The 23,748-nt window shown below is 72.6% G+C and carries 14 protein-coding genes and 1 pseudogene; 10 read left to right on the top strand and 5 right to left on the bottom strand.

What is annotated here, in order from left to right:
• Positions 1-18 precede the first annotated feature (18 nt).
• The 5 genes from ACZ5GH_RS38805 to ACZ5GH_RS38785 form a co-directional block, all read right to left on the bottom strand.
• The gene (locus ACZ5GH_RS38805) at positions 19-4,635 is read right to left on the bottom strand and encodes a type I polyketide synthase (RefSeq protein ID WP_464336994.1); all 4,617 of its coding nucleotides are present in this window, start codon (positions 4,633-4,635) and stop codon (positions 19-21) included.
• Positions 4,628-7,168: a non-ribosomal peptide synthetase gene (locus tag ACZ5GH_RS38800; RefSeq protein WP_464336993.1), complete on the bottom strand. Its 2,541-nt coding sequence runs from the start codon at positions 7,166-7,168 to the stop codon at positions 4,628-4,630. The genes ACZ5GH_RS38805 and ACZ5GH_RS38800 overlap by 8 nt, the downstream gene beginning before the upstream one ends.
• A gap of 65 nt (positions 7,169-7,233) precedes the next feature.
• On the bottom strand, positions 7,234-7,842 hold the full coding sequence (locus ACZ5GH_RS38795) for a class I SAM-dependent methyltransferase (RefSeq protein WP_464336992.1): 609 nt from the start codon (positions 7,840-7,842) through the stop codon (positions 7,234-7,236).
• A 159-nt stretch (positions 7,843-8,001) separates the two neighbouring features.
• Positions 8,002-9,993, bottom strand: coding sequence for a carbamoyltransferase C-terminal domain-containing protein (locus tag ACZ5GH_RS38790; protein ID WP_464336991.1), 1,992 nt, complete (start codon positions 9,991-9,993; stop codon positions 8,002-8,004).
• A 328-nt stretch (positions 9,994-10,321) separates the two neighbouring features.
• Positions 10,322-10,561, bottom strand: coding sequence for an acyl carrier protein (locus tag ACZ5GH_RS38785; protein ID WP_380419433.1), 240 nt, complete (start codon positions 10,559-10,561; stop codon positions 10,322-10,324).
• A 276-nt stretch (positions 10,562-10,837) separates the two neighbouring features.
• Between ACZ5GH_RS38785 and ACZ5GH_RS38780 the strand changes: the two genes are divergently transcribed.
• The 10 genes and pseudogenes from ACZ5GH_RS38780 to ACZ5GH_RS38735 all read left to right on the top strand — a co-directional run bounded on the left by ACZ5GH_RS38780 (position 10,838) and on the right by ACZ5GH_RS38735 (position 23,743).
• The gene (locus ACZ5GH_RS38780; protein ID WP_464336990.1) at positions 10,838-11,770 is read left to right on the top strand and encodes a TauD/TfdA dioxygenase family protein; all 933 of its coding nucleotides are present in this window, start codon (positions 10,838-10,840) and stop codon (positions 11,768-11,770) included.
• A 240-nt stretch (positions 11,771-12,010) separates the two neighbouring features.
• The gene (locus tag ACZ5GH_RS38775) at positions 12,011-13,084 is read left to right on the top strand and encodes a threonine synthase (protein WP_387758749.1); all 1,074 of its coding nucleotides are present in this window, start codon (positions 12,011-12,013) and stop codon (positions 13,082-13,084) included.
• Positions 13,085-13,158: 74 nt separating this feature from the next.
• Positions 13,159-14,301 carry an acyl-CoA dehydrogenase family protein gene (locus ACZ5GH_RS38770; protein WP_387758751.1) on the top strand — a complete coding sequence of 381 codons (1,143 nt, stop codon included), beginning with the start codon at positions 13,159-13,161 and terminating at the stop codon, positions 14,299-14,301.
• Entirely contained in the window at positions 14,298-15,587 is a 1,290-nt protein-coding gene (locus ACZ5GH_RS38765; RefSeq protein WP_464336989.1) for a condensation domain-containing protein, read from the top strand. Before ACZ5GH_RS38770 ends, ACZ5GH_RS38765 begins: the two co-directional genes overlap by 4 nt.
• Positions 15,588-15,887: 300 nt before the next feature.
• Entirely contained in the window at positions 15,888-17,534 is a 1,647-nt protein-coding gene (locus ACZ5GH_RS38760; protein WP_464337022.1) for an ABC transporter transmembrane domain-containing protein, read from the top strand.
• Entirely contained in the window at positions 17,531-19,288 is a 1,758-nt protein-coding gene (locus ACZ5GH_RS38755) for an ABC transporter ATP-binding protein (RefSeq protein WP_464336988.1), read from the top strand. Before ACZ5GH_RS38760 ends, ACZ5GH_RS38755 begins: the two co-directional genes overlap by 4 nt.
• 43 nt (positions 19,289-19,331) lie before the next feature.
• The gene (locus tag ACZ5GH_RS38750) at positions 19,332-20,105 is read left to right on the top strand and encodes a thioesterase II family protein (protein WP_387758757.1); all 774 of its coding nucleotides are present in this window, start codon (positions 19,332-19,334) and stop codon (positions 20,103-20,105) included.
• Positions 19,988-21,769 (top strand): annotated as a pseudogene (locus ACZ5GH_RS38745) (non-ribosomal peptide synthetase); the annotation flags it as partial. The gene ACZ5GH_RS38750 and the pseudogene ACZ5GH_RS38745, both read left to right, overlap by 118 nt.
• 32 nt (positions 21,770-21,801) lie before the next feature.
• A complete protein-coding gene (locus ACZ5GH_RS38740; RefSeq protein WP_464336987.1) occupies positions 21,802-22,497 on the top strand; it encodes a thioesterase II family protein in 696 nt (231 codons plus the stop codon).
• A gap of 49 nt (positions 22,498-22,546) precedes the next feature.
• Positions 22,547-23,743, top strand: coding sequence for a cytochrome P450 (locus ACZ5GH_RS38735; protein WP_464336986.1), 1,197 nt, complete (start codon positions 22,547-22,549; stop codon positions 23,741-23,743).
• The last annotated feature ends 5 nt before the right edge of the window (positions 23,744-23,748 follow it).

Below are 23,748 nucleotides of genomic sequence, written 5' to 3'. Positions count from 1 at the left end.
CACCACCGCGCGCCGCCGTCACCGCGCCGCCCGGAGGTCGTCGACGAGCGCGCCGAGGGTGCGCACGGTGGGGCCCTCGTAGACGATGGTCAGTGGTACGGCCACCGCCAGCTCCTGACGCAGTCGGTGGACGACCTGGAGGCCGAGCAGTGAACTGCCGCCCAGTTCGAAGAAGTTGTCGTGCACGCCGACGCTCTCCACGCCGAGTAGCTCCTGCCAGATCTCCGCCACCCGGTGTTCGGTCTCGCCGTTCGGGGCGACGAACGGGTTGCGCAGGTTGGGGCGCTCGTGCCGTGCGGCCGGGGCCGGTGCCTCGGCCACCGGGTCGGCCCACAGTTCGTGACGCAACGTCAGATCGCCGGTGGAGGTGACGACCTGCGCCTGGGGCACCGCGTCGAGCAGGATGTCGAACACCTGTCGGCCCTCGGTCGGTGTGAGTGCCAACTCGCGTACCGCCGCGCCGAGTCCGGAATCCGCCCGGTCCTCCTGGGAGAAGTGCCAGGCTTCCCAGTTGACGCTGGTCCAGGGCAGGGCCGCGCTGTGGTGCCGCTGGGCGAAGGCGTCGAGCGCGGCGTTCGCGGCGGCGTACGCACCGAAGCCGAGACCGCCGAGCAGCGAGGCGATCGAGGAGCAGATGACGGCGAAGTCCACCCGCTGGTCGGCCAGTACCTCGTGCAGCACCTGCGTGCCGTAGAGCTTGGGGCCGAAGTGCCAGGAGGCCTCCTCCGCGCCCAGGACCGCGACCTCCCGGTGGGCCGCCGTGCCGGTCGTGCCGGCACAGTGCAGCACGCCGTCGATCGGGCCGAACTCCCGCAGGACGCGCTCCTTCAGGGCGAGCATGGCCGTGCGGTCGGAGACGTCCGTGGCGGTCACCAGCACCTCGGAGCCGAGCGCCTCGATCTCCTGGACGGCGCGGACCGCGGACCGGACCGCTTCCGGGTGCTGCGGATCGCCCCAGCTCTCCCGGGGCGGCAGACCCGTCCGTCCGAGCAGCACCAGGCGCACCTTGGCGCGGTCGGCGAGGGCGCGGGCCATCAGCAGGCCAATCTTCCCGAGGCCGCCGGTGACCAGGTACACCCCGCCGGGGCGGACCGGGGACCCACCCCGCGGGCGCGGTGCGCCGGTCACGTACGTCGGCGCCCAGCGGTGCCGGCCGCGCAGCGCGATGGTGCGCTCGGCGGGCGGGGCGGCGAGCTCGGCCAGCAGCCGGTCGACCAGCCCGGGCACGGCCTGCGGGCCTTCCGGGCGGAGGTCGACGTGGACGCAGCTGAGCGAGGGGTACTCCTGCGGCAGCACCCGGCACAGGCCCTGGACGGCGGCCTTCGGCGGGCAGAGCGGCTCGTCCCCGAGGACGGCGTGCACCTCGGAGGACAGCACGTCCCAGCGCTGCCGCCCGGTCATCAGCTCGGCCTCGGTGGCCTGGACCCAGTGGACCAGGCTGTCGAAGGAGCGGTGCAGCAGGGCCCGGACGTCCTCGGGCGCCGTGGCCCGGTCGGCGTCGTCGCCGACGCTCCAGCAGTGCACCACCCGACCGGGCAGCGGGCCCTCGGCGCGCAGCGCCTCGGCGAGCCGGGCGAAGTGCTCCGGCCGGGCGGGGTCGAGGACGTACTCGCGCTCGCTACCGCGGTGCCACTCGGCTCCCCGGGAGACCGTGCGTACGGTGGCGCCGAGACCTTCGAGCCGGTCGGCGAGGTGGTGGCCGACGCCGGTCTCGTCCGCGAAGACGAGCCAGCGCTCGTCGGCCAGGCCGGCCTCGGCGGGCTGCGGTGCGCCGGCCAGCCGCTGCCAGGACGGCGTGTAGAACCACTGGGGCAGGTCGCCGCGCCGCTGCTGGGCCGAGCCGCTGCCGGGCTGGGCGGTGCCGGGTTCGAGCCAGTAGGTGCGCCGTTCGAAGGGGTAGGTGGGGAGCGGGACCCGCCGGGCACCGGCCGTGGCCGGGAAGGGGCGCTGCCGGCCGGCGAGCCAGAGGCGTCCGGCGGCCCGCAGGAGTGCGGTGCGGTCGCTCTGCCCGAGGAAGGCGCCGGGGAGGGACGGGAGGACGACCCGGTCGGTGCCGGCGGCGGCGGGGTGCTGGATGGCCCCGGGCGTCAGGGTCGGCGCGGGGCCGATCTCGACGATCGCGACGTCCGGGACGGACCACAGGGTGGCCAGGCCGTCCGCGAACCGCACGCACTCCCGTACGTGCCGGGCCCAGTACTCGGGGCTGGTGGCCTCGTCGTCGGTGATCCAGGCGCCGGTCAGGTTGGAGACGAACGGCACGGCCGGGGCGTTCAGCCGGACCGAGCGGACCAGTTCGGCGTAGCGCTCGACGACCGGGTCCATCATCGGGGAGTGGAAGGCGAAGCGGGTGGTCAGCCGGCGGGTCGCGGTGCCGGCGGCCAGCAGTTCGCCCGCCACCCGCTCGATGCCCTCGACGGTGCCGGAGAGCACGCAGGTCTGCGGGCCGTTGACCGCGGCGAGGCAGACCTCCGCGTCGGTGTACCGTGCGACGGCCTCCTCGGAGAGCGGCACGGCGAGCATCGCGCCCTCGCCCTGCTCCTCGATCAGCCGGGCGCGCTCCGCGACCAGGCGCAGGGCGTCGGGCAGCGAGAAGACCCCGGCCACACAGGCCGCGACGTACTCGCCCAGGCTGTGACCGATCATCGCCTCGGGCTCGACCCCCCAGGCGGCCCAGAGCCTGACCAGGGCGTACTCCAGGGCGAACACCGCGGGGTAGCCGAGGCGCGGCTGGTCCAGCGGGTGCTCGCTGCGCTCCGGCTGGAGCAGCAGCCTGCTGAAGTCGAAGGGCTGTCCGGGGGCGGCGGCCGCGGACTCGTCGACGGTGAACACGAGTTCGCGGATGTCCGTGCCGAGCAGCGGCGCCAGCAGTCCGGCGCACTCGTCCAACGCGTCCCTGAACTCCGGCTCCTGGGAGTAGAGTTCGCGCGCCATACCGGGGAACTGGGAGCCGAAACCGGTGAACATGAAGGCCACCGGCCGGTGCGCGGCCTCGGACGCGGTCGCGGTGAGCAGCCGACCGTCGTCGCGGGCGTCGAGCGCCGCCAGCGCCTCCTCGGTGCCGCCGGCCACCAGCATCCGTCGGTACGGGAACGCCCGGCGGCCCCGCTGGAGGGTGAACGCGACGTCGGCCAGCGGCAGTCCGGGGTGCGCCCGGAGGTGGTCGTGCAGCTGGTCGGTGGCCGCCTCCAGGGCCTCCGGGCTCTTCGCGGAGAGCACCAGCAGCTGCTCGGCGCCGTCGGCCTGCCGGGATGCGCGCGGCAGCTCCGGGGCCTGTTCGAGGATGACGTGGGCGTTGGTGCCGCCGAGGCCGAAGGAGCTGACCCCGGCGCGGCGCGGGCCGTCGCCCTCGGGCCAGGGCAGCAGCTCGGTGTTGACGTAGAACGGGCTGCCGGCCAGGTCGATCCGCGGGTTGGGCCGCTCGAAGTGCAGGGTGGGCGGCAGCTGCCCGTGCTCCACCGCCAGCACGGCCTTGATCAGGCCGGCGACCCCGGCGGCCGAGTCGAGGTGGCCGATGTTGGTCTTGGCGGAGCCCAGGGCGCAACTGCGCTCCCCGACCCCGGAGTAGGCCGAAGCGAGTGCGGAGAACTCGATCGGGTCGCCCAGGATGGTGGCCGTCCCGTGCAGCTCGATGTAGCCGATGCTCTCGGCCGGCACGTCCGCGTTCGCCAGCGCGGTGGAGATGACGGCGGACTGGGTGGCGGCGCTGGGCGCGCTGAAGCCGGCCCGGCGGGAGCCGTCGTTGTTCAGCGCGGAGCCCTTGATGACCGCGTGGATGTGGTCGTTGTCGGTGATCGCGTCCTTGAGGCGCTTGAGCACCACCATCCCGACGCCGTCGCCGCCCACCGTCCCCTGGGCGCGGGCGTCGAAGGTGCGGCAGTAGCCGTCCGGCGAGAAGATGCCGTCCGGGCGGTAGACGTAGCCCTTGCTCCTGGTCCCGTCGACGGCGACGCCGCCGGCCAGTGCGGTGTCGCACTGGTAGGCCAGCAGCGCCTGGCACGCCTGGACGACGGCGACCAGTGACGTGGAGCAGGCGGACTGGACGGTGAGGGCGGGGCCCTCCAGGCCGAGCTTGTAGGAGACCCTGCTGGCGAGGAAGTCCGGCCGGTTGCCGATCACCGTCTGCTTGTCGCCGAGGATCCGCGCGGCGCCGGGCTGGGAGGCGATGTTGAAGAGCAGGTAGGTGTTGTTGCCCGCGCCCGCGTAGACGCCGACCAGGCCGTCCTGTCGATCGGTGTCGTACCCGGAGCTCTCCAGGGCGGCCCAGGCGCATTCGAGCAGGACCCGGTGCTGCGGGTCCATGAGTTCGGCCTCGCGCGGGGAGTAGCCGAAGAAGGCGGCGTCGAACTTCTCGCTGTCCGCCAGCGGGTAGCCCGCGCCGACGAAGTCCGGGTCGGCCAGGGTGGCGGCGTCCACGCCCCGGGCGGCGAGCTCCTCGTCCTCGAAGCGGGTGACGGAGCAGACGCCCGCCTTGAGGTTGCTCCAGTACTCCTCGACCGTCCGGGCACCGGGGAAGCGGCCAGCCATGCCGACGACGGCGATGTCCAGGCTGTCGTCGAACTCGGAGAAGCCGTCGGCCGGTTCGGAGTCCAGCTCGGCGTCCGCGGTGGGGTCGGGCTCGGGGGAGTGCTCACTCATGGCGACCTCGCTTCGCTTGCAGCTGCTGTTGGCGGCGCTTCAGCAGGGCGTTCTGCTGAGTGCTCCTGCCGCGGGTGGCGGCCGGTGCCACCCCCTGCCCCTGCTGCGAGAGCAGCTCGGCCTGGGCCCGGACGGTGGTGTGCTGGAACAGGTCGAGAAGGTCGACCTCCCGGCCGGTAGCCGCCCGGAGCCGGTGGTGCAGCCCGACCATGAGCAGGGAGTGCCCGCCGATGTCGAAGAAGTTCTGGTCGGTGCCGACCACCTCGGTGTGGAGGACCTCCTGCCACACCTGCGCCACCAGCCGCTCCAGTTCGTTGCGCGGTGGAAGCGGCGCGGTGGCGGGCTCGGCGGGCCGGGGCAGCCTGCCGCGGTCGACCTTGCCGTGCCCGGAGAGCGGCAGCCGGTCCAGCGTCACCAGCGCCTGCGGCACCATGTGCGGGGAGAGCCGCTCCCGCAGGTGGCGCTCCAGCCCGGCGGTGCTGAACCCGGGGCCGTGCGGCTCGACGTAGGCGACCACCCGCCGGTCGCCGGGGACGTCCTCGCGGACGACGGCGATGGCGTGGCGCACCTCGGGGTGGCTCTTCAGCGCGGCCTCGATCTCCCCCAGGGCGACCCGGAACCCGCGGACCTTGATCTGGTCGTCGCGCCGGCCGAGGAAGGCGATCGTCCCGTCGGCCAGGCGGCGGACGATGTCGCCGGTCCGGTAGAGGCGGGAGCCCGGCCCGCCGCCGAGGGTGTCCGGGACGAAGGCCGCCGCGGTGAGATCCGCCCGGCGGTGGTAGCCGCGGGCGAGGTTGTCGCCGCCGATCAGCAGCTCTCCGGCGACGCCGACGGGCGTGGGACGGCCCGCGGGGTCCACCACGTGGGCCTGGGTGCCCGGGAGCGGAACGCCGATCGGCGCGGTCTCCCACTCCGCCTCCGGGTGGTCGGCCACGGCGAGGGTCAGCACCCCGACGGTGGTCTCGGTCGGACCGTAGTGGTTGAAGATCCGGCAGTGCGGGACGAGGCGTTGGAGGGCGCGCAGCCAGCGCCAGTCGGAGGCCTCGCCGCCGATGACCAGCAGGCGGCGCGGCAGGAGTTCGGCGAAGCGCGGCGAGGTCTGCAGGGCCCGGAGGTGGGAGGGCGCGATCTTCAGGCAGTCGACCCCCCGGGTCTGCACCCAGTCGGCCAGCCTCTGCGCGTCCAGCGCGACGTCACGGGGGATCAGCTGCACCTCGCCGCCCGTGCACAGCGGCGGGGCGAAGGCCGTGACGCTGGAGTCCACCGTCAGCGGCTGCACCATCGCGTAGCTGAGCGGTCCGTCGATGCCGAGCCGCCGGATGACGGCGCGGGTGTAGCCGACGAGCTGGCGGTGCTCGATCACCACGCCCTTGGGCTTGCCGGTGGAGCCGGAGGTGTAGAGCAGGTACGCGGCATCGCCGGAGGTCTCGTGCTCCGGCGGGCGGTCCTCCGTCGGGCGGCCCGCCAACACGGCCAGCCCGGCGTCGAGTTCGATCACCTGGTGGGCGGTGCCGAGCGGGGCCGTCGCCACCACGATCCGCACGGCCGCGTCCGCGAGGATGCCGTCCCGCCGCTCGACCGGGTCGTTCGGATCCACCGGTACGTACGCGCCGCCGGCCTTGAGGATGCCCAGCACGGCCACCATCAGCCGCACGTCGCGATCGGCGCAGAGGCCCACCGTCACCTCGGGGCCGACCCCGGTCTCACGCAGCAGGTGGGCCAACTGGTTGGCCCGGGCGTTCAGTTCGCGGTAGCTGAGGGCGGCGTCCGCGGCCCGGACCGCGATCGCCTCGGGGGTGCGGGCGGCCTGCTCCTCGAAGAGCCGGTGGAAGCCCACGTCCGTCGGCTCACCCGGGACGCCGTTCAGCCGGGCGACGGTCCGCTCCTCCTCGGCGGTGAGCAGGGGCAGCCCGGCCACCGGTCGGTCCGGATCGGCCGTCGCGCCGTCGAGCAGCCTCAGCAGGTGGTCCACCGCGCGGCGGGCGGTGGCGGGGTCCAGGACGTCGGTGGCGAACACCAGTCGGCCGGTCAGCTTGCCGTCGGTGCAACAGAGTTGGAGATCCAGGTCGCAGGAGGTGGTCTCGGGGGCGACGCGCGGTGCCGGCCGGCAGGAGAAGCCCGGCCAGAGGTGCACGGCCTTGGCGGTACGGGCCTGCTCGGCCTCCGCCAGCCCGGTGCCCGCCAGCCGGACCAGGTCCCGGAAGCTCCCGTCGGTCCGGACGCGGACCGGCGTGGTCACCCCGGCGCCGTTGGTCACCCCGACCGCGAGCTCGGACTGTCCGCCGTACCGGTGCAGCAGTGCCAGGTAGAGGGCGAAGGCCGCCGCCGGGAGCCCTCCGCCGCAGGCGTCACCCAGCTGCCGCAGGGCGGCGGTCGCCCCGGCGGGGACGACGAGGGGGACCGAGCCGGCCCGGTGGTCGCGCCGGGCCGGAGGCGTCCGGTCCAACGGCAGCTCCGGGGCGGCGGGCAGCTCGGCGGGGCGCCCTTCGGCATCGGGGCCGGGCACGGGAGGTGCGGGGTGGCGCAGTGTCATGAGGGTTGCCTTGAGGGGTCTGGGGGCAGGACGTACGTCACCCGTCTCGCCGGAACGGGCCACGGCTACGCGGATCGCTTGGTGCAGAGATAGACCTGGTTGCGGCGGTGGTCGGCGGGGACGTCGATGATCTCGACCGACTCCGAGAGCGAGTGCAGCAGCGCCTCGAACGGGCCGGCGGCGTAGCGGTTGAGCCAGATGTAGCCGTCGGCCGTCTCCCGCCGCAGCAGCACCTCGGTCTCCCGCGGCACCTGGAACATGCAGATCACCACGGTGCGGCGGGAGACCCGGAACAGTTCGCGGACGGCGGTCTCGTAGTACGGCAGGCTCTCCAGCACGTGCCGGCAGTTCACCACGTCGAACGAGCCTTCGGGGTAGGTGAGGTCGGTGACGCTCATCCGCTCCCACCGCGCACCGGGGTGGAGCGCGCGGCAGTCCTCGATGGCGGCCTCGTTGATGTCGATGCCGGTGTAGTCGACCGACAGGCCCGCCGTCAGCAGGTGTCGGTAGGTGACCCCGGAGATGACACCGCAGTCGAGCAGTTCGAACGGTTCCTCGCCGTGCAGTGCCGCGATCCGCTCGGTCACGACCGCGTGCGAGGGGTGCCCGGCCCGGGACTCCTCGCCCATGTGAGCCAGGTCAGAGGTGTGCGCCCAGAGCGATCTCGTGTTCACTGCGTTGATCCTCCGTACTGCTGAAGCGGAGCCGGACATGGCGGCACGGTCACCGATCGGACCGTTCCGTGCTGGAGGCCGGGCGACGACCTGCTTCGGAGCGCCCCGTCGCGGCGGTCCCCGGGGCGGCCCGGCCGCCGTCAGCGCACCGGCCGACGGTCAGAAAGCCGCACCTTCCGCGGACTCGGGGTCGTAGACGGAGTCCGGCCCGAACATCCGGGCGTGCTTCGCCGCGGCGAGGGCCAGCGTGCCGCTCGCGTCGCGGGCGCTCGCGACCTCGGCCAGCTTGTTGACCATGGCGGGCGTCGCCAGCCCCTGATCGCGCAGCTCGGGGGAGCGGGACATCAGGACCATGGCCGCGGTGGAGTAGCCCGCGTCGACCCAGGACTGCCAGATCGCGTCGCGGTCCTGCTCCTGGCCCGCGAAGAGCTCCTCGCGACGGGGGTGCCGACCGGAGGGGACCGGGCTCCGGTCGCGAGCCTCCGTGCGCAGGCGGACCCGGCGGCCCGCGAGGTAGGCGACGGCGGCGCCCTTGCGGATGGCGAAGTTCAGGGCCTGTGCCGCGGTGTCCACCACCGGCTCACCCTTGTCGTTCAGGGAGGTGTTGCACACCATCGGCACCCCCGTGGCCTGCCGGAACGCCTCGATCGCGCGGTAGAGCAGGGGGTTGGTCGCGGCGGACAGGGTCTGCCGCCTGGCCGAGTCGTCGAGGTGGAGGACGGCGGGGACCAGATGGCGCTTCGACTCGGCGACGTACGCGGTTTCGAGCATGTAGGGCGAGGGCCAGGGGTCCTCGAACCACTCGCCGCTGTACTCCTCCAGGACGATCGGGGCGACCGGACGCCACCACTGCCGGCTCTTCCAGTCGTTCAGCAGCTCCTTCGACCGGGGTGAACGGGGGTCGGCGAGGATGCTCCGGTGGCCCAGCGCGCGCGGGCCGATCTCGGCCGCCCCGTCCGCCCACACCAGCGGTCCGGCGGAGAGGTCCTCGACGAACTGGGCCTCGGTGAAGTCCTGGACGTCCTCGATGAAGTCCTCGAAGTGCCGCAGGGCGTCCTCGACGTCGGTCAGTTCGGAGCCGTGGTAGGCGGACTCGAGCTTGAAGCCACCGCCCGGGAGCAGGCCCTCGCCGAGGAGGCCGAGGAGGCCGATCCCGAGGGACTGGCCGGAGTCGTTGGCGCTCGGCGGGGTGAGCAGTCCCTTGAACCCGTAGCGGCGCAGCAGGAAGGAGTTGGTCGGACAGTTGAGGGCGAAGCCGCCGCTCAGCGAGAGGTACGCCTGGCGCGGGTCCACCCCCGCCGACTCGAGCAGCCGGTCGACGTTGCGCACCATGACGAGCTCGCAGGCCGTCTGGACGATCTTCATGACCGCGGACTGCAGGTGCTCCTGACGGGTGAAGCGGCTGTCCAACTCCATGGACGGCAACTGGGACTCGGCGGCACGGATCGCGGCCTGGACGAAGGGTAGCGTGTCGACCAGCGGTACCCGTCGGCCTCCGAACAGCTCCAGCTCCCGCACCGCCGCCTCGGTGTCGTAGGCGATTTCGGTGGGGCAGGCCGACGCCAGGGCCATCAGGGTGCCCGGCTCCCGGCCGAACTCCGAGGACGCGGCGTCGTAGATCGGGGCCGGGGATTCGACCGGAGCGAAATCTACGTCGCCCTTGGCCGACACGCAGCCGGTGTACCAGTACTTCTTGCCCGTCCGGTCGAGGCCGAAGTCGGGTCGGCCGTCCAGGGCCATTCCGACGATGGTCTCGCTGCGGAACACTTCGGAGTCGAGGAGCAGTCCGCTGTAGAGGTGGGCGAGGCTGTGGACCGGGAAGTCCTCGGTGCCCGCCGGCAGCTTGATGTCGGCGTGGCGCGGCAGGCCGGGCGTTCCCCAGGACAGGCTCACGTCCTCCGGGGAGAGCCCCTCGGCCGCGAGGAGTTCGGTCAGCACCTTGGTGTAACGGTCGACGGTGAAGAGCGGCCAGAAGTGGTGCTTCTGCCCGCTGACCCGCTCGAGCTCCCACACTCTGACGAGTTCGACCCGCGAGTCGTGACTGCGCCAGAGCGCGATGTTCTGGTCGTGGCGCGGTGCGATGACGGATAAGTCGCCGGGCGGGGAGATGTAGCTCGACAGGAAGTACTGCGCGGCTGGGTGCGCGGTCACGATGTCCCTTTCGGCGGTCGGACAGTGGCTGCATGGCTCTTCGGGCCGGGCGGTCCTGGTGAACGGCCCGCGTGGGTGGTCGCGGCGCTGCCAGGGCCGGCTCGGCCGGGCGTCGGTGTCCACCGGCGACGTCAGGTGCGACAGACTGTCCCGGTCGGGCGCGGTCGGGCCTCGGGCCGGAACACCGGCGGGGGCCTGCGCGGGGACTTCGACCTGCTACGGGGCCTCGGGACGGGGACGGCGGGGACGGGGTCCGACCCGCGTCCTCCTGTGGATGCGCCGGCCCCGGGGCGGGCGACGGGATCGCTCGGGCCGTCCGCGGCGGGGACTACTTCGAAGCGGGGGCCCGCTCCTCGACGAGCTGGACCAGTTCACCGACGTTGGCCACGGTGAACATGTCGACGACGTCCAGATCGACGTCGAACGTGCTCTGGATCGAGACCATCAGGCGGAGCAGCGACACGGAGGTGGCTCCGAGGTCGTCGAAAGTGCTGTCCAGTGAGACTTCGAGGGGGGCGAATACTTCGGAAATCACCGACATCAAGGCGTCGGACTGTGCGTTCGACATTTTGTGTTCCAGATCTCTTGCATTCAAGGCCTATCCAGGTAATTGACCCTATGATGTTGCTGGGACATCGTCAAGTCCCTTTTTTCGCTTGGGAGATGCCCGATGTCCAGATTGTGTCGCATTGGGTCAGGTGGGTGGGATTGGTGCGAAACGGACGTAGGGGGGCAACGGCTTGTCATGGCGGCGCGCTTTCCCTGGTCGAAGGCTCGACAGGACGTGGGTACCGTGGGGTAGGGTGGCCGACGTTTCATCGCAGGCACACCACTTGGGGGTTCTGTGTTAGAAATAACTTTTCGGCCTCTCACACCAATCACCGGCGCGGAGGTGGAAGGCCTCGATCTCGCGGCGGAGCTGTCGCCGGCCGTAGTGGCCCGACTACGTGAAGCCCTGGTGCGGCACAAGGTTCTCGTTTTCCGGAATCAGCCGATGAACGACGCGCAACAGGTCGCCCTCACCAATGCTCTCGGTGGCGCCACCGCGGCACATCCCATCGTGAACGGTCTGCGTGAAGCCCCCGCCGTGTTGCGGACCGCGCTGTCGGAGGAGCGAAGGGCACTGGTCGAGGCCGAGGCCGCCCTCAGTCATCCGTTGAAGGGTTCGGCACCGCGGCGTCTGCGAACCGAGTGGCACGTCGACAGCACCTTCGTGGTCAATCCGAACGCCATCACCATTCTGCGCGGTGTCGAGATTCCACCGGTCGGCGGCGACACTCTCTTCGCCGATCTGGAAGCGCTCTACGAAGGTTTGTCGCCTTCCCTCCGGGGGTACCTCGACACTTTGCAGGCGATACACTCCCGACACGCCCCGACGGCGGAACCCCGCTTCGACGGCACGTCGGCCGGCCCCTTCGCGGCCGTGCACCCGCTGGTGCGGGTGCACCCCGAGACCGGTGCGCGCAGCCTGCTCGTCAGCGCCGTCTTCCTCCAGGCCATCCGGGGTCTCAAGCCCCGCGAGAGCGCGGCCCTGCTGGACTTCCTGCTCGACGAGCTCGCCGGGCGGGACGAGATCCACGCCCGGGTCCGCTGGGAGCAGGACACCCTCGTCATGTGGGACAACCGCTCCGTGGCTCATGCCGGTCCGGTGGACGGCCTGATGTTCCAGGACGAGCGGATCGTGCACCGCACCACCGTCGTCGGCGACGTGCCCCGCGGGCCCGACGGCTTCGTGTCGCGTGCCCTCATGGGCGGCCGGTTCGAAGCGCTGGCCTGAGAGGGGCCGCGCCGTGACGCCGCGGCGATCAGGCGGGCTCCGGGCCCGGTGTCGAGTACGGGTCGGATTTCCGTGCAGGAGGTTCGGAAGAGTGGGGGAAGAAGAATGCCGGTTGTCGACCACTGTGCCAAGACCGAAGCGCCACCCAAGTACCGTCTGTTATGCGTCGACTGCGGCTGGGAATCCGACCCGGAATTCCGGCTTCGATGTCCCCGGTGTTCGGGTGCGCTCGATCCCAGGATGAACCTGGAGAACATCACCGAGCGCGACGGTGACCGGCCCGAGCTGACCTACCTGGACTTCCTGCCGGTCGAATCGGAGCACCTGCCCGACGCCGGCATCAGCGTGCGGACCCCCTGCCGCCCGGCCCCGCGCCTGGGAGCGGCCATCGGTCTGCCCCGACTCTGGGTCAAGGACGAGTCCCAGCAGCCGACCGGGACCACCAAGGACCGGCTGGCCTCCGTGGTCCTGGCCGTGTTCCGGCAGTTCGGGATCCACGAGTTCGTCGCCTCCAGCACCGGGAACAGCTCCACCGCCCTGGCCCGCGCCGTGCGCAGGGACCCCTCGATGCGGGCACACTTCTTCTGCGGCCGTGACTTCACCGGCGACCACGACATCGAGACCGGCGACCGGGTGTCCCTCACCGTGGTGGACGGCAACTACGCCCAAGCCACCCTGGCGGCCCAGGAGTTCGCGGCCCGCGAGGGCCTGGTCTGGGAGGGCGGGTTCTTCAACTGGGCCCGTCGCGAGGGCCTGAAGCTCACCTACCTGGAAGCCTTCGACGCCATGGACGACGAGCCCGACGTCGTCGTCCAGGCCATCAGCAGCGGCATGGGGATGATGGCCGCACGCAAGGGCGTGGCGGAGTACCTCGCCTGCGGTCGGCTCACCTCCTCGCCGCGCTTCGTGATGGTCCAGCAGGACACCTGCGCGCCGATGGCCGTGGCCTGGCGGGAGGGACGGGCCGAGCTCACCGAGGACGACGTCGTCGAGCACCCGGCAGGCCTCGCCCGGGCCATCCTGCTCGGCGACGGCCGGGCCACCTATCCCTACATGCGGGACATCGCCACCGAGAGCGGGGGCTCCATCGTCTCGGTGAGCCAGGACGAACTGGTCCACGCCCGTACGATGCTCCGCGAGCTGGAGGGGCTGGACGTCTGCCACTCCTCGGCCGCGACCGTCGCCGCGCTGCGCAACGAGGCCGCGGCCCGGCGGATCACCCCGGACCAGGTCGTCCTGGTCAACCTGACCGGCCGTGAGCGGTACACCGCCGCCGCCGCCGGACCGGCCCTCGCCGCCGCCACCGCCGGCTGAGCCCCCCGCTCCGAACCGGATGCCACCACTCCCACCCGAGTGATGTGCCCGCCCTCACGTTCGCAAGGAATGCGTTGATACTCAGTCACCTCACCCCGCAGCAGGCCGAGCGCCACGCCGAGTTCCGTGCCTTCGCCGACCGCGTCCTGGTCCCGCAGGCGGACCGCTGCGACCGCGAGCAAGCGCTCTCCCGGGAGGTCGTCGCCGGCCTGGCCGGGCAGGGCTACCTCGGCGCGCCCGTCCCGAAGGAGTTCGGCGGCCTCGGCATGGACTGGGTCGAATACGGACTGCTCACCGAGGAACTGGGCCGGGGCTGCCAGTCGGTCCGCAACTTCGTGGCCGTGGAGGACATGGTCGCCCACTCGATCCACAGGTGGGGGACGGAGGAGCAGAAGCAGCGGTGGCTCCCCCGGATCACCTCGGGCCGAACGCTGGCGGCCTTCGCCCTGACCGAGCCGGACGTCGGCAGTGACGCCGCCGCCGTCGAGACCACGGCGACGGCCGACGGCGCCGACGTCGTCCTGCGCGGCACCAAGAAGTGGATCAGCTTCGCGCAGATCGCGGACCTCTTCCTGGTCTTCGCCACGTTCGACGGGCAGCACACCGCGTTCCTGGTGGAACGGGACACCCCCGGCCTGTCGGTGGAGCCGATCGAGGGCCTGCTCGGCCTGCGCGGCTCGATGCTCGGCCGGATCACCTTCGACGACTGCCGGATCCCGGCCGCCAACCTGGTCGGGCGCCCCGGCCTCGGCCTCACCTTCGTCGCCTCCAGCGCCCTCGACCTCGGCCGCTACAGCACCGCCTGGGGCTCGGTCGGCCTGGCTCAGGCCTGCCTGGAGGCCTCGACGGAGTACGCCGGCCGCCGCATCCAGTACGGCACCGAGATCCGCAACCACCAGCTGGTCCAGCAGCTGCTGGCCGACATGCTCACCGACACCGTCACGGCCCGGCTGCTCTGCCACCACGCCGGGGTGAGCAAGCAACGGGGGGAGACGGAGTCCGTCAACCACACCCTGCTGGCGAAGTACCGGACCTCGACGATCGCCGTCAAGGCGGCCGCCGACGCGGTGCAGATCCACGGTGCCCAGGGCATCGGGGCGGAGGCCTCCGTTCAGCGTCACCACCGGGACGCCAAGGTGATGGAGATCATCGAGGGCACCACGCAGATCCAGCAGGGCATGCTCGGCCAGTTCGCCGTCCGGGCGGCCCGGCTGTGAGCGAGCTCCGGACGGGGGCGGTGACCTACGGCCAGCTCTCGGTCCTGCGGTCGCTGGAGACGCACGGCCCCGACCACCGGGCGGTCGCCAACCTGGTCAGTGTCTGGGAGGTGCCGTTCGGTCTCGGTGCGGCCCAGGTGATGGACGCCTGGCTCCAGCTGGTGGAGAGGCACGAGTCGCTGCGGACCACCTACGACCTGAGCGGCCCGACGCCGGCCCAGACGGTCCACCCGTACCGCCCGTCCCGGGTGACCGCGGTGGAGCTGGCCGAGGACAGCTTCGCGGCGGCCCTCCGGCTGGGTGCCGAGGCGGCCGTCGAGCCGATCGACATCGAGACCGAACTGCCGTGGCGCGCGTTCGTCACCACCCACCAGGGGGACGCGCTCCACCTGGTCACCGTGATCCACCACGTGGCGGCCGACAACGGCGCGCTGCGGGTGCTGGAGGAGCAGTTCGGCGTCCTCCTGGAGGGCGGGGCGCTCGGGCCGGTGGTGCAGCCGCTGGAGATGGCGCGGGAGCAGCAGGAGGAACCGGACACCCGGAGCCTCCGGCACTGGACCGAGGCCTGGGGCCGGCTCGTCCCGGCGGACCGGGACCCCCGGGACGCCAGTGAGCGACGCCGGGCGTCGCTCTACAGCCTGGACGGGCTGACCGCCGCGCAGGAGCTCTCCGACCGGCTGAAGATCTCGGTCCAGTCGGTGGTGCTCGGCGTCGGCGCGCTCGCGCTGTCCCGGCTCAAGCGCACCGAGCGGATGACCTTCGCGCTGATGGCCGCCAACCGGCTCACCACCCGGTGGATGCCGCTGGTCGGCTCGCTCAACCAGTTCGCCCCGGTGACCGTCACGGTCGACGAGCAGGCCCACCCGCTGGAGTACCTGCGGGCCTGCTACCTGCAGTCCATGACGGCGTACATGAACGGCTGCTACGACGTCGACGCGCTGAAGGAGAGCCTCCGGGAGGCCGGACGGCCGGATCCGGACCCCACCGCCTTCGCCAAGCACTACAACTTCCTCGGCGACGTGGACGCCGAGCCGGCCGCCGGATCCCCCCTGCGCACCGGGATCGAGTGGCGTCCGTCCACCCAGCGGTCAGGGCCGAACTTCCACCTGGCGGTGGCCACGGGGAAGGGGATCCTCATCGGAGTGGGCGCGAGCCGCGACTGTCTCGACGGAAATCTCCCAGCCGTTCTCGCGGCATCGATCGAGGCCGGCCTGATCAATATGTCGAAGGGGGTGGAGAAATCCCTGGCGGACGTCTCGCTGGCCAATCCTTGGCGCATTCTCTGAAGGGCAGCAGAATGCGGGGGGAAACGCTTCTCCCCCCGCACTCCGGCATCCCGCGGCTCGGTCGAGCCGGTTCTAGAAACCTGCGCAGATTCCGCGAAGCTGCTTCTTCATGATGACCACCTCCTGTCCGTGGCGACTATAGCCAGCGGCGGTCGGGCGGTGGAAGGAAATTCTGGATAAGGACCAGGAAAGACGGTTAGGGTCTCACTCATGACGGATTCGAACGCCGACCCGGGAACCCCGGACCACCGAAGTGCCGCGCGTTACCTGTGGTGGCTGACCATGAGTCAGCGCCGACGGGTGACCGGCGGTGCGGTGATCGGCACCCTCTGGATGGTCTGCCTCCTGCTGCCGCCGTACCTCATGCAGCGCGCGATCGACGACGGGCTGCAGCGGGGGAGGACCGGCGTCCTGGTCGGCTGGGTGGCCGTACTGGTCGGCACCGCGCTGCTCAACGCCTGGCTCGGCATCATGCGCCACCGCATCATGACGCGGGTCCGGATGGACGCCACCTTCCGGACCATCAAGGTCGTGGTCGCGCACTCCACCCGGCTGGGTGCCGAACTGCCCCGGAAGGTGACGGCCGGCGAGGTGGCCAGCATCGGTGTGGGCGACGTCGCGCAGATGAGCCAGACACTGACGATCACCGGCCCGGGCGTCGGAGCCGTCGTCGCGTACCTGGTGGCGGCCGCGCTGCTGCTGTCGGTCTCCGTCCCGCTCGCCCTGGTGGTCCTGCTGGGGGTGCCGTTGCTCGCGGTCGTGGTCGGCCCGCTGCTGGAACGCCTCCAGGGCGCGGAGTCCAAGTACCGCGCGCAGCAAGGGGCGTTGACGGCCCGGCTTGCGGACATCGTCGGCGGCATGCGCGTCCTCAACGGCATCGGCGGCAAGGAGATGATGGCCGGCCGCTACCTGCGCGGATCGCGGGACCTGCAGGCCGAGGGCTACCGGGTCGGCGCCGTGACCAGCTGGATCCAGGCGCTCTCGGTCGGCCTGCCCGCCCTCTTCCTCGCGTTGGTCACGTGGCTGGCCGCCCGGATGGCAGCCGAGGGCACCATCACGATCGGCACGCTGGTCGCCGTCTACGGCTACGTCGCCGTCCTGGTGGTACCGGTCTCCAACTTTATCGAGGGCGGGTACGACCTCACCAGGGGCCTGGTCGCCGCTCGGCGGGTGGTCCGGATGCTCGACCTGAAGCCCGCCGTCGAAGACGTCGCGACCCTCCGGCCCGCCCCTGACGAGCCGTCGAACCTGCACGACGCCGACACCGGTGTGGAACTGGTCCCGGGCCGGCTGACCGCGATCGTGAGCGCCCGCCCGGCCGATTCCGCGGCCGTGGTCGACCGGCTCGGCCGGTACAGCGCGTCCGCCGCGACCTGGGGCGGCGTGCCGCTCGCCGAGATAGCCCTGGCCGAGGTCCGCAGCCGGATCGTGGTGGCGGACAACGACGCCGACTTCTTCTCCGGCCCGCTGCGCACCGTGGTCGAGGGCCGGTCCGAGCACTCCGACCCGTCCATCGCCCAGGCCGTCGCGGACGCCGCGGCGCAGGACATCGTGCAGGCACTGCCCGACGGCCTGGACACCAGGATCCAGGCCCAGGGCAGCAACCTCTCCGGTGGTCAGCGCCAGCGGCTGCGGCTGGTCCGCGCCCTGCTGGCGGACCCGGAGGTGCTCCTGCTGGTCGAGCCCACCTCCGCCGTGGACGCCCACACCGAGGCCGCCATGGCCGCCGGGCTGCGCCGGGCACGGACCGGGCGCACCACCGCCCTCACCTCGACCTCGCCCGCCCTCCTGGAGCAGGCCGACACCGTCTGCTACCTCGTCGACGGCCGGCTGGCGGCGGCCGGCCCGCACCGGGAACTGCTCGCCACCGAGCCCGGCTACCGCGCGCTGGTGGCTCGCGGCGAAACCGCCACCGAGTCCACGCCCGCCGAGGAGGCCGTCCGATGACCGCTCAGACCGAGACCGACCCCGGACGGCTCCCGATCGCGGGGCCCGCCGAGGTCCGCCGGGCCGCCGTGCGGCTGATGGGCCAGGACCGCGGTGCGGTCGCCGCGATGCTGATCCTCAACGGACTGGCCGCGGCGGCCGGCCTGGGTGGCCCCTGGCTGCTGGGCCGGATCATCGACGACGTCCGGGGCGGCGCCGGGACCGGACACGTCGACCGACTCGCCCTCGGCATCCTCTGCTTCGCGCTCGCGCAGCTGCTCCTCGGCCGCTTCGCCCGCTACGCCGCCCACCGCTTCGGCGAGCGGACCCTGGCGCGGATCCGGGAGCGGTTCGTCGACCGCTCCCTCGCCCTGCCCGCTTCGGTGGTCGAACGCGCCGGCACCGGTGACCTGCTGACGCGCGGCACCGCCGACGTCACCACCGTCGGCGCCACCCTGCGCGACGCGGGGCCGGAGGTCTCGGTGGCGCTCGTCCAGATCCTCCTGATCCTGGTCGCCATGCTCGCGGTCAACCCGCTGCTCGGCGTCTGCGGGCTGCTCTGCCTCTCCGGGATCTGGTTCGCCACCCGCTGGTACCTGCGCCGCGCCCACGCGGGCTACCTCGCCGAAGGCGCCGCCAACTCCGCGCTGATCGAGATCCTCACCTCCACCGCGGCGGGGGCCCGCACCGTCGAGGCCCTGGGCCTCCAGGACCGCCGGATCGCCGCCACGGCCGAGGCGGTGGAGCACTGCCGGACCACCCGTACCCGCACCCTCAACCTGCGCACCGTCCTCTTCCCCGTGGTCGAGTTCTCGTACATCGCCCCGGTCGCCGGCATCCTGCTGCTCGGCGCCGCCCTGCGCGACAGCGGCGCGGTCACCACCGGCGCGGTGGTCTCCTGCGCCCTCTACTTCTGGAAGCTCTCCGAGCCGATGGACAAGGTCCTGCTCTGGCTCGACCAACTCCAGCGCAGCAACGCCTCCTTCGCCCGGGTCGAGGGCGTCGGCCAGGTGGACGCCCCGGCCGTGACCGGCGGCGGCCGCCCCGAGGACGACCGGATCGACGTGGTCGACGTCCGGTACGCCTACCAGGGTGGGCGGGACGTCCTGCACGGCGTCGACCTCACCGTCCGCCCGGGCGAGCGGCTGGCCATCGTCGGCCCGTCCGGAGCCGGCAAGTCCACCCTGGGCCGGCTGCTGGCCGGGGCGGAGCGGCCCCGCACCGGACGGGTGACGGTGGGGCAGGTGCCCGTCGCCGAACTCGACCCGGCCCAGTTGCGCCGGCACGTCGTCCTGGTCTCCCAGGAGCACCACGTCTTCCTCGGCACCGTCCGGGACAACCTGCTGATCGCCGCGCCCGGCGCGACCGACCAGGAGCTGCACGCGGTGCTGGCCGCCGTCGACATCGACTGGGTGGACGAGCTGTCGGACGGGCTGGACACCGAACTCGGTGCCGGCGGGCTCCGGCTGGACGCCCAGCAGGCCCAGCAACTCGCCCTGGCCCGGGTGGTCCTGGCCGATCCGCACACGCTGATCCTGGACGAGGCCACCTCCCTGCTCGACCCGGCCACGGCCCGGCACACCGAGCGCTCGCTGGCGGCGGTGCTCGAAGAACGCACCGTGATCGCCATCGCCCACCGCCTGCACACCGCCCACGACGCGGACCGGGTCGCGGTCATGGACGGCGGCCGGGTGACCGAACTGGGCAGCCACGACGAGCTGTTGGCGGCCGGCGGCGGATACGCCGCGCTGTGGAAGTCCTGGCACGGCGCCTGAGCGCGCCCCAGCCCCCTCTATCGACCAGTAGGAGCGGAACCCCATGCACTCGGCAGCACCGCAGACGGCCCAGAGCTGGGTCCGGCCGATTCCCGGCCGGACCGAGCCCGGCGCCCTCCGGCTCTTCTGCTTCCCGTACGCCGGGGCGGGCGCCTCGGTCTTCCGGGGGTGGGGCGCCGGACTCCCGGAAGGAGTGGAGGCCTTCGCCGTGCAGCTGCCGGGTCGGGAGGACCGGTTCTTCGACCAGCCGATCGCGGACCTGGACGAGCTGCTGGACGTCCTCCTCCCCGCCCTGCTCCCGTACCTGGACCGGCCGTTCGCCTTCTTCGGGCACAGCATGGGCGCCATCGTCAGCTGGGAGCTCGCCCGCAGGCTGCAGCGTGAGCAGGGGCTGGAGCCGGTCCGCATGATGGTGTCCGGCTGCCGGGCGCTGCCGGCCCACGAGTCCAGGAAGCTGAGCGAAGCCGACCTCTCCGACGAGGGGCTGATCGACGAGCTCCGCCGTCTCAACGGCACGCCGGAGACCTTGCTGCGCAACCCGGACTTCGCCGCCTTCATCCTGCCGACCTTCCGGGCCGACCTCTCGCTGTTCGCCGGCTACGTCTACCGGCCGGGCGCGTCGCTCACCTGCCCGGTCTCGGCCTTCGGCGGTGACGCGGACCCCAGGGTCGCCGAGGAGCACCTCGCGGGCTGGGCCGAGCTGACCACGGGCCGGACCGAGGTGGAGATCTTCCCCGGCGGCCACCTCTTCCTCAACGACGAACGGGAGGCCGTGCTCCGGAGCGTGTCCCGGGCGCTCCCGGCCGTCGGCCACTGACCAGTGCTTCTCTTCGAACCCAGGGGGCTCGCGTGGAGACCGTGTGGAACGTCGTCCAGGCTCAGGTGGAGCGGACGCCCGAGGCCGTGGCCGCGCGGACGGCACGCACCTACACCTACCGTGACGTCGCCGCGCTGGCCGGAGACCTCGGCGCGCGGATAGCGGCGGAGGTCCGGCCGGGCTCCGTCGTGGCGCTCGACGCGTCCAGCCGGTTCAGCGGGGCCGTCGGCATCCTCGGCGCGAACGCCGCGGGCTGCGCCGTGCTGCCGCTCGACCGGCAGAGCCCGCCGGCCAGGCGGGCCCGGGTCCTCGACGACGCCCGCCCCGCCCTGCTGCTGCGCGAGCTGGCCGAGGGCGAGTTCGCCCTGGAGCGGGACGGACTTCCGTCGCCGCCGAGGGAACCGGACCTGGGCGGGATCGCCTACATCCTGTACACCTCCGGCTCGACCGGGCAGCCCAAGGGCGTGATGGTGGGCCACGAGGCCCTGATCGACCGGCTCGCCGCCCTGGCCGAGCGGCCGGGGCTGGCGGCCGGCGAGAGCGTGCTGGCGATGGCCGCGCTGTCCTTCGACATCGCGCTGGTGGAGCTGATCCTGCCGCTGACCGTGGGGGCCTCCTTCACCGTCGTCCCGGAGGAGGTCCGGGCGGATCCGCTCGCCTTCGCGGAGCTGGTGGCGGCGGCCGCACCGGACGTCGTCCAGGCCACCCCCAGCTTCTGGCGGATGCTGACGGCCTCCGGCTGGACGGGTGCGCCCGGCAGCCGACTGTGGACCGGCGGGGAGACCCTCACCCCGAGCCTCGCCCGGGAGCTGCTGCCCCGGTGCGGTGAACTCTGGAACGTGTACGGCCCGACCGAGGGAGTCCTCTGGTCCACGGCGGCGCGGGTGGAGTCCGCCGAGCGGATCTCGCTCGGCGAGCCGGTGGCCGGGGTGCGCCTCCTCGCCGACGAGAGCGGCGAACTCCTCCTCTACGGGGAGGGGCTGGCGCACGGCTACCTCAACCTGGAGGAGCTGACGGCCGAGCGTTTCGCGCCGGGCGACACCCCCGACGGCCGCCGCCGCGTCTACCGCACCGGGGACCGGGTCAGAAGGGCGCCGGACGGCGCACTGGAGTTCCTCGGCCGCCTGGACAGCCAGGTCAAGCTGCGCGGACACCGGATCGAGCTGGGCGAGGTGGAGGCCGTCCTGGAGGAGCACCCGGAGGTCTCGCAGGCCGTCGTGCTGGTCCAGGACGCCGACCGGCCCGACACCGCGGCGCTGGTGGCCTTCGTGGTCCAGCGCGCCGAGGCGGACCTCCAGGGCTGGTTGAAGGACCGGCTGCCGCCGAGCCACCACCCCGCCAGGATCACCGCCCTGCCCGTGCTGCCCCGCACCACCACGGGAAAGGTGGACCGGGTCGGGCTGGCGGCCGGCCTGGCCGCCGGCGAGCGGGCGGAGCAGGCTGCCGCGGCGCCCGCCGCGGCACCCCCGGGGGACGTCCGGGCAGTCGTGGCCGAGGCGTGGCGGCAGACGCTCGCCGCGGACTCCGTCGACGAGGACGCCAACTTCTTCGACGCCGGCGGGAACTCGGTCCTCCTGACGGTGCTCCAGAAGCGGCTCACCGACGGCCTCGGCACCCGGGTGCCGATCAAGGAGATCTTCCGGAACCCGACCGTCGCCTCGCTGACCGACCACCTCCTCCGTACGGAGACGCCCAAGTGAACCTCTACTGCATTCCCTACGCCGGGTGCTCGGCACGCGTCTACGACCCGTGGCAGCGGCACCTGCCGGACGGCGTCACCGTCGTGCCGCTGGAGCTCCCCGGCCGGGGCTCACGCTGCGTGGAGAAGCCGGTCGACGAGCTGGCGGCCCTGCTCGACGACCTGTACCGGCAGGTCGACCCGGCCTCGCCGTACGTGCTGTTCGGCCACAGCTACGGGGCGGTGATCGCCTTCGAGCTGACCAAGCTGCTCCGCGCCGAGGGCGCTCCGGAGCCGTCCGCGCTGCTGGTCTCGGCCAGCCGCGCGCCCCGGCTGCCGGCCGCCGACGCGGACAGCCACCTCCTCTCCGACGCCGAACTCGTCGAGCGCCTGGCCGCGTTGGGCGGGACTCCGCAGGAGCTGCTGGAGAACGAGGAGCTGATGGAGATCTACCTCCCCGTCCTCCGCGCCGACTACCGGATCCTCGGCGAGTACGGCACCGGCACCCCGGGTACGGTCGGCTGCCCGGTGGTGGCGTTCTACGGGGACGCGGACGACGAGGCGGACCTGGCCTCGGTCGAGGCGTGGGCGGAGTACACGGACGGTCCCTTCCGCGTGGAGAGGATCCGCGGCGACCACTTCTTCCTGCACTCCGCCGAGCACGAGCTCGTGGCCGCCGTCGCGGCGGTCTGCACGAAGGGGGAGCCGTGGTGAGCCCGGCCGCCGCACCGGTGGCCCCCGACCAGAACCCGGAGGGTACCCGGTGACCGTGACCCAGGCCGCACGCTGCCCCTACCGCGACGACGGCCGTCCGACGGCCGACCCCTGCGCGGACTACCTCCCGCTGCGGGAGGAAGAGCCGGTCCGCTGGGACGAGGACCTGGGGGTGTGGATCGTCTCCGGGTTCCGCGAGACGACGGCCCTGCTGCGGCACCCCGCCCTGTCGGCCGCCTGGCCGCAGCGGGGCACCACCACCCTGCACCGGGAGGGGGACGGCGAGGGGCGGGCCGCGGAGGTCGTGCGCAGGTGGTTCATGTTCAACGACGACCCCGAGCACGCGGCGGCCCGCCGGGTCGTCGCGCCGCTCTTCGCGGCCGACCGGCTCGCCGCGATGCGGCCCGCCGTCGAAGAGCTGGTCGACGAGCTCCTGGCGGGGCGGACGGACCGGCTGGAGGTGATGGCGGAACTCGCCGTCCCGCTCTCCAGCCGGGTCATCTGCCGGATCCTGGGTCTGCCCGGGGAGGTCGCGCCCCGGCTGCACGACTGGTCCCCCGACATCGCGGCGCTGCTGACGGCGGACTACCTGCCGGAGGTCAGGACCAGGGGAAACCGCGCCCTGCGGGAGATCGCGGACGTGGTGGACGAGGCCCTGCGCTCGGAGGTCCGCGAGGGCACTGGGCTCTGGCTGCTGCGCAACGCCCGCCGGGAGGGCGTCATCGAGACCGCCGACATCGCGGCCACCGCGAGCCTGCTGATCTACGCCGGGTTCGAGACCACCTCGACCTTCATCGGCAAGGCCGTCCGGGCCGCCCTGCACGCCGATGCCTGGGCGGACCTGCGGAGCGGCGAACCGGGCTCGGCGGTCGACGAGCTGCTCCGGTTCGACACCTCCGTCCAGCAGGTGGCCCGGGTGGCCACCGCGCCGGTGGAGGCGGCCGGTCACCTGATCGCGGAGGGGGACCTCGTCCTGCTGATGCTCGGCGTGGCCAACCGCGACCCGGCCGTCTTCGCCGACCCGGACCTCCTGGACCACGACCGCGAGATCAGGCGACACCTCGCCTTCGGCCACGGCGCGCACTACTGCCTGGGGGCGGGGCTGGCGCGGATGGAGTCCGAGATCGTCCTGGAGCGCCTCGCCGGCAGGTGGGCGGACCTCACCCTCGACGGGCCGCCGGTGACGAGGCAGCACTTCGGCTTCACCGTCCTGGAACGCCTGGCCGTGCGCGGCACGGCCTCGTGACGGCC

This window comes from Kitasatospora sp. Xyl93 (genome assembly GCF_055383135.1).
This window is presented reverse-complemented; position numbering and strand designations above follow the sequence as displayed.

Coding starts and splice junctions, on each gene's coding strand:
- ACZ5GH_RS38805 (WP_464336994.1), bottom strand. CDS start 4,635: ATGAGTGAGCACTCCCCCGAGCCCGACCCCACCGCGGACGCCGAGCTG.
- ACZ5GH_RS38785 (WP_380419433.1), bottom strand. CDS start 10,561: ATGTCGAACGCACAGTCCGACGCCTTGATGTCGGTGATTTCCGAAGTA.
- ACZ5GH_RS38755 (WP_464336988.1), top strand. CDS start 17,531: ATGACCGCTCAGACCGAGACCGACCCCGGACGGCTCCCGATCGCGGGG.
- ACZ5GH_RS38750 (WP_387758757.1), top strand. CDS start 19,332: ATGCACTCGGCAGCACCGCAGACGGCCCAGAGCTGGGTCCGGCCGATT.
- ACZ5GH_RS38800 (WP_464336993.1), bottom strand. CDS start 7,168: ATGACACTGCGCCACCCCGCACCTCCCGTGCCCGGCCCCGATGCCGAA.
- ACZ5GH_RS38775 (WP_387758749.1), top strand. CDS start 12,011: ATGAACCTGGAGAACATCACCGAGCGCGACGGTGACCGGCCCGAGCTG.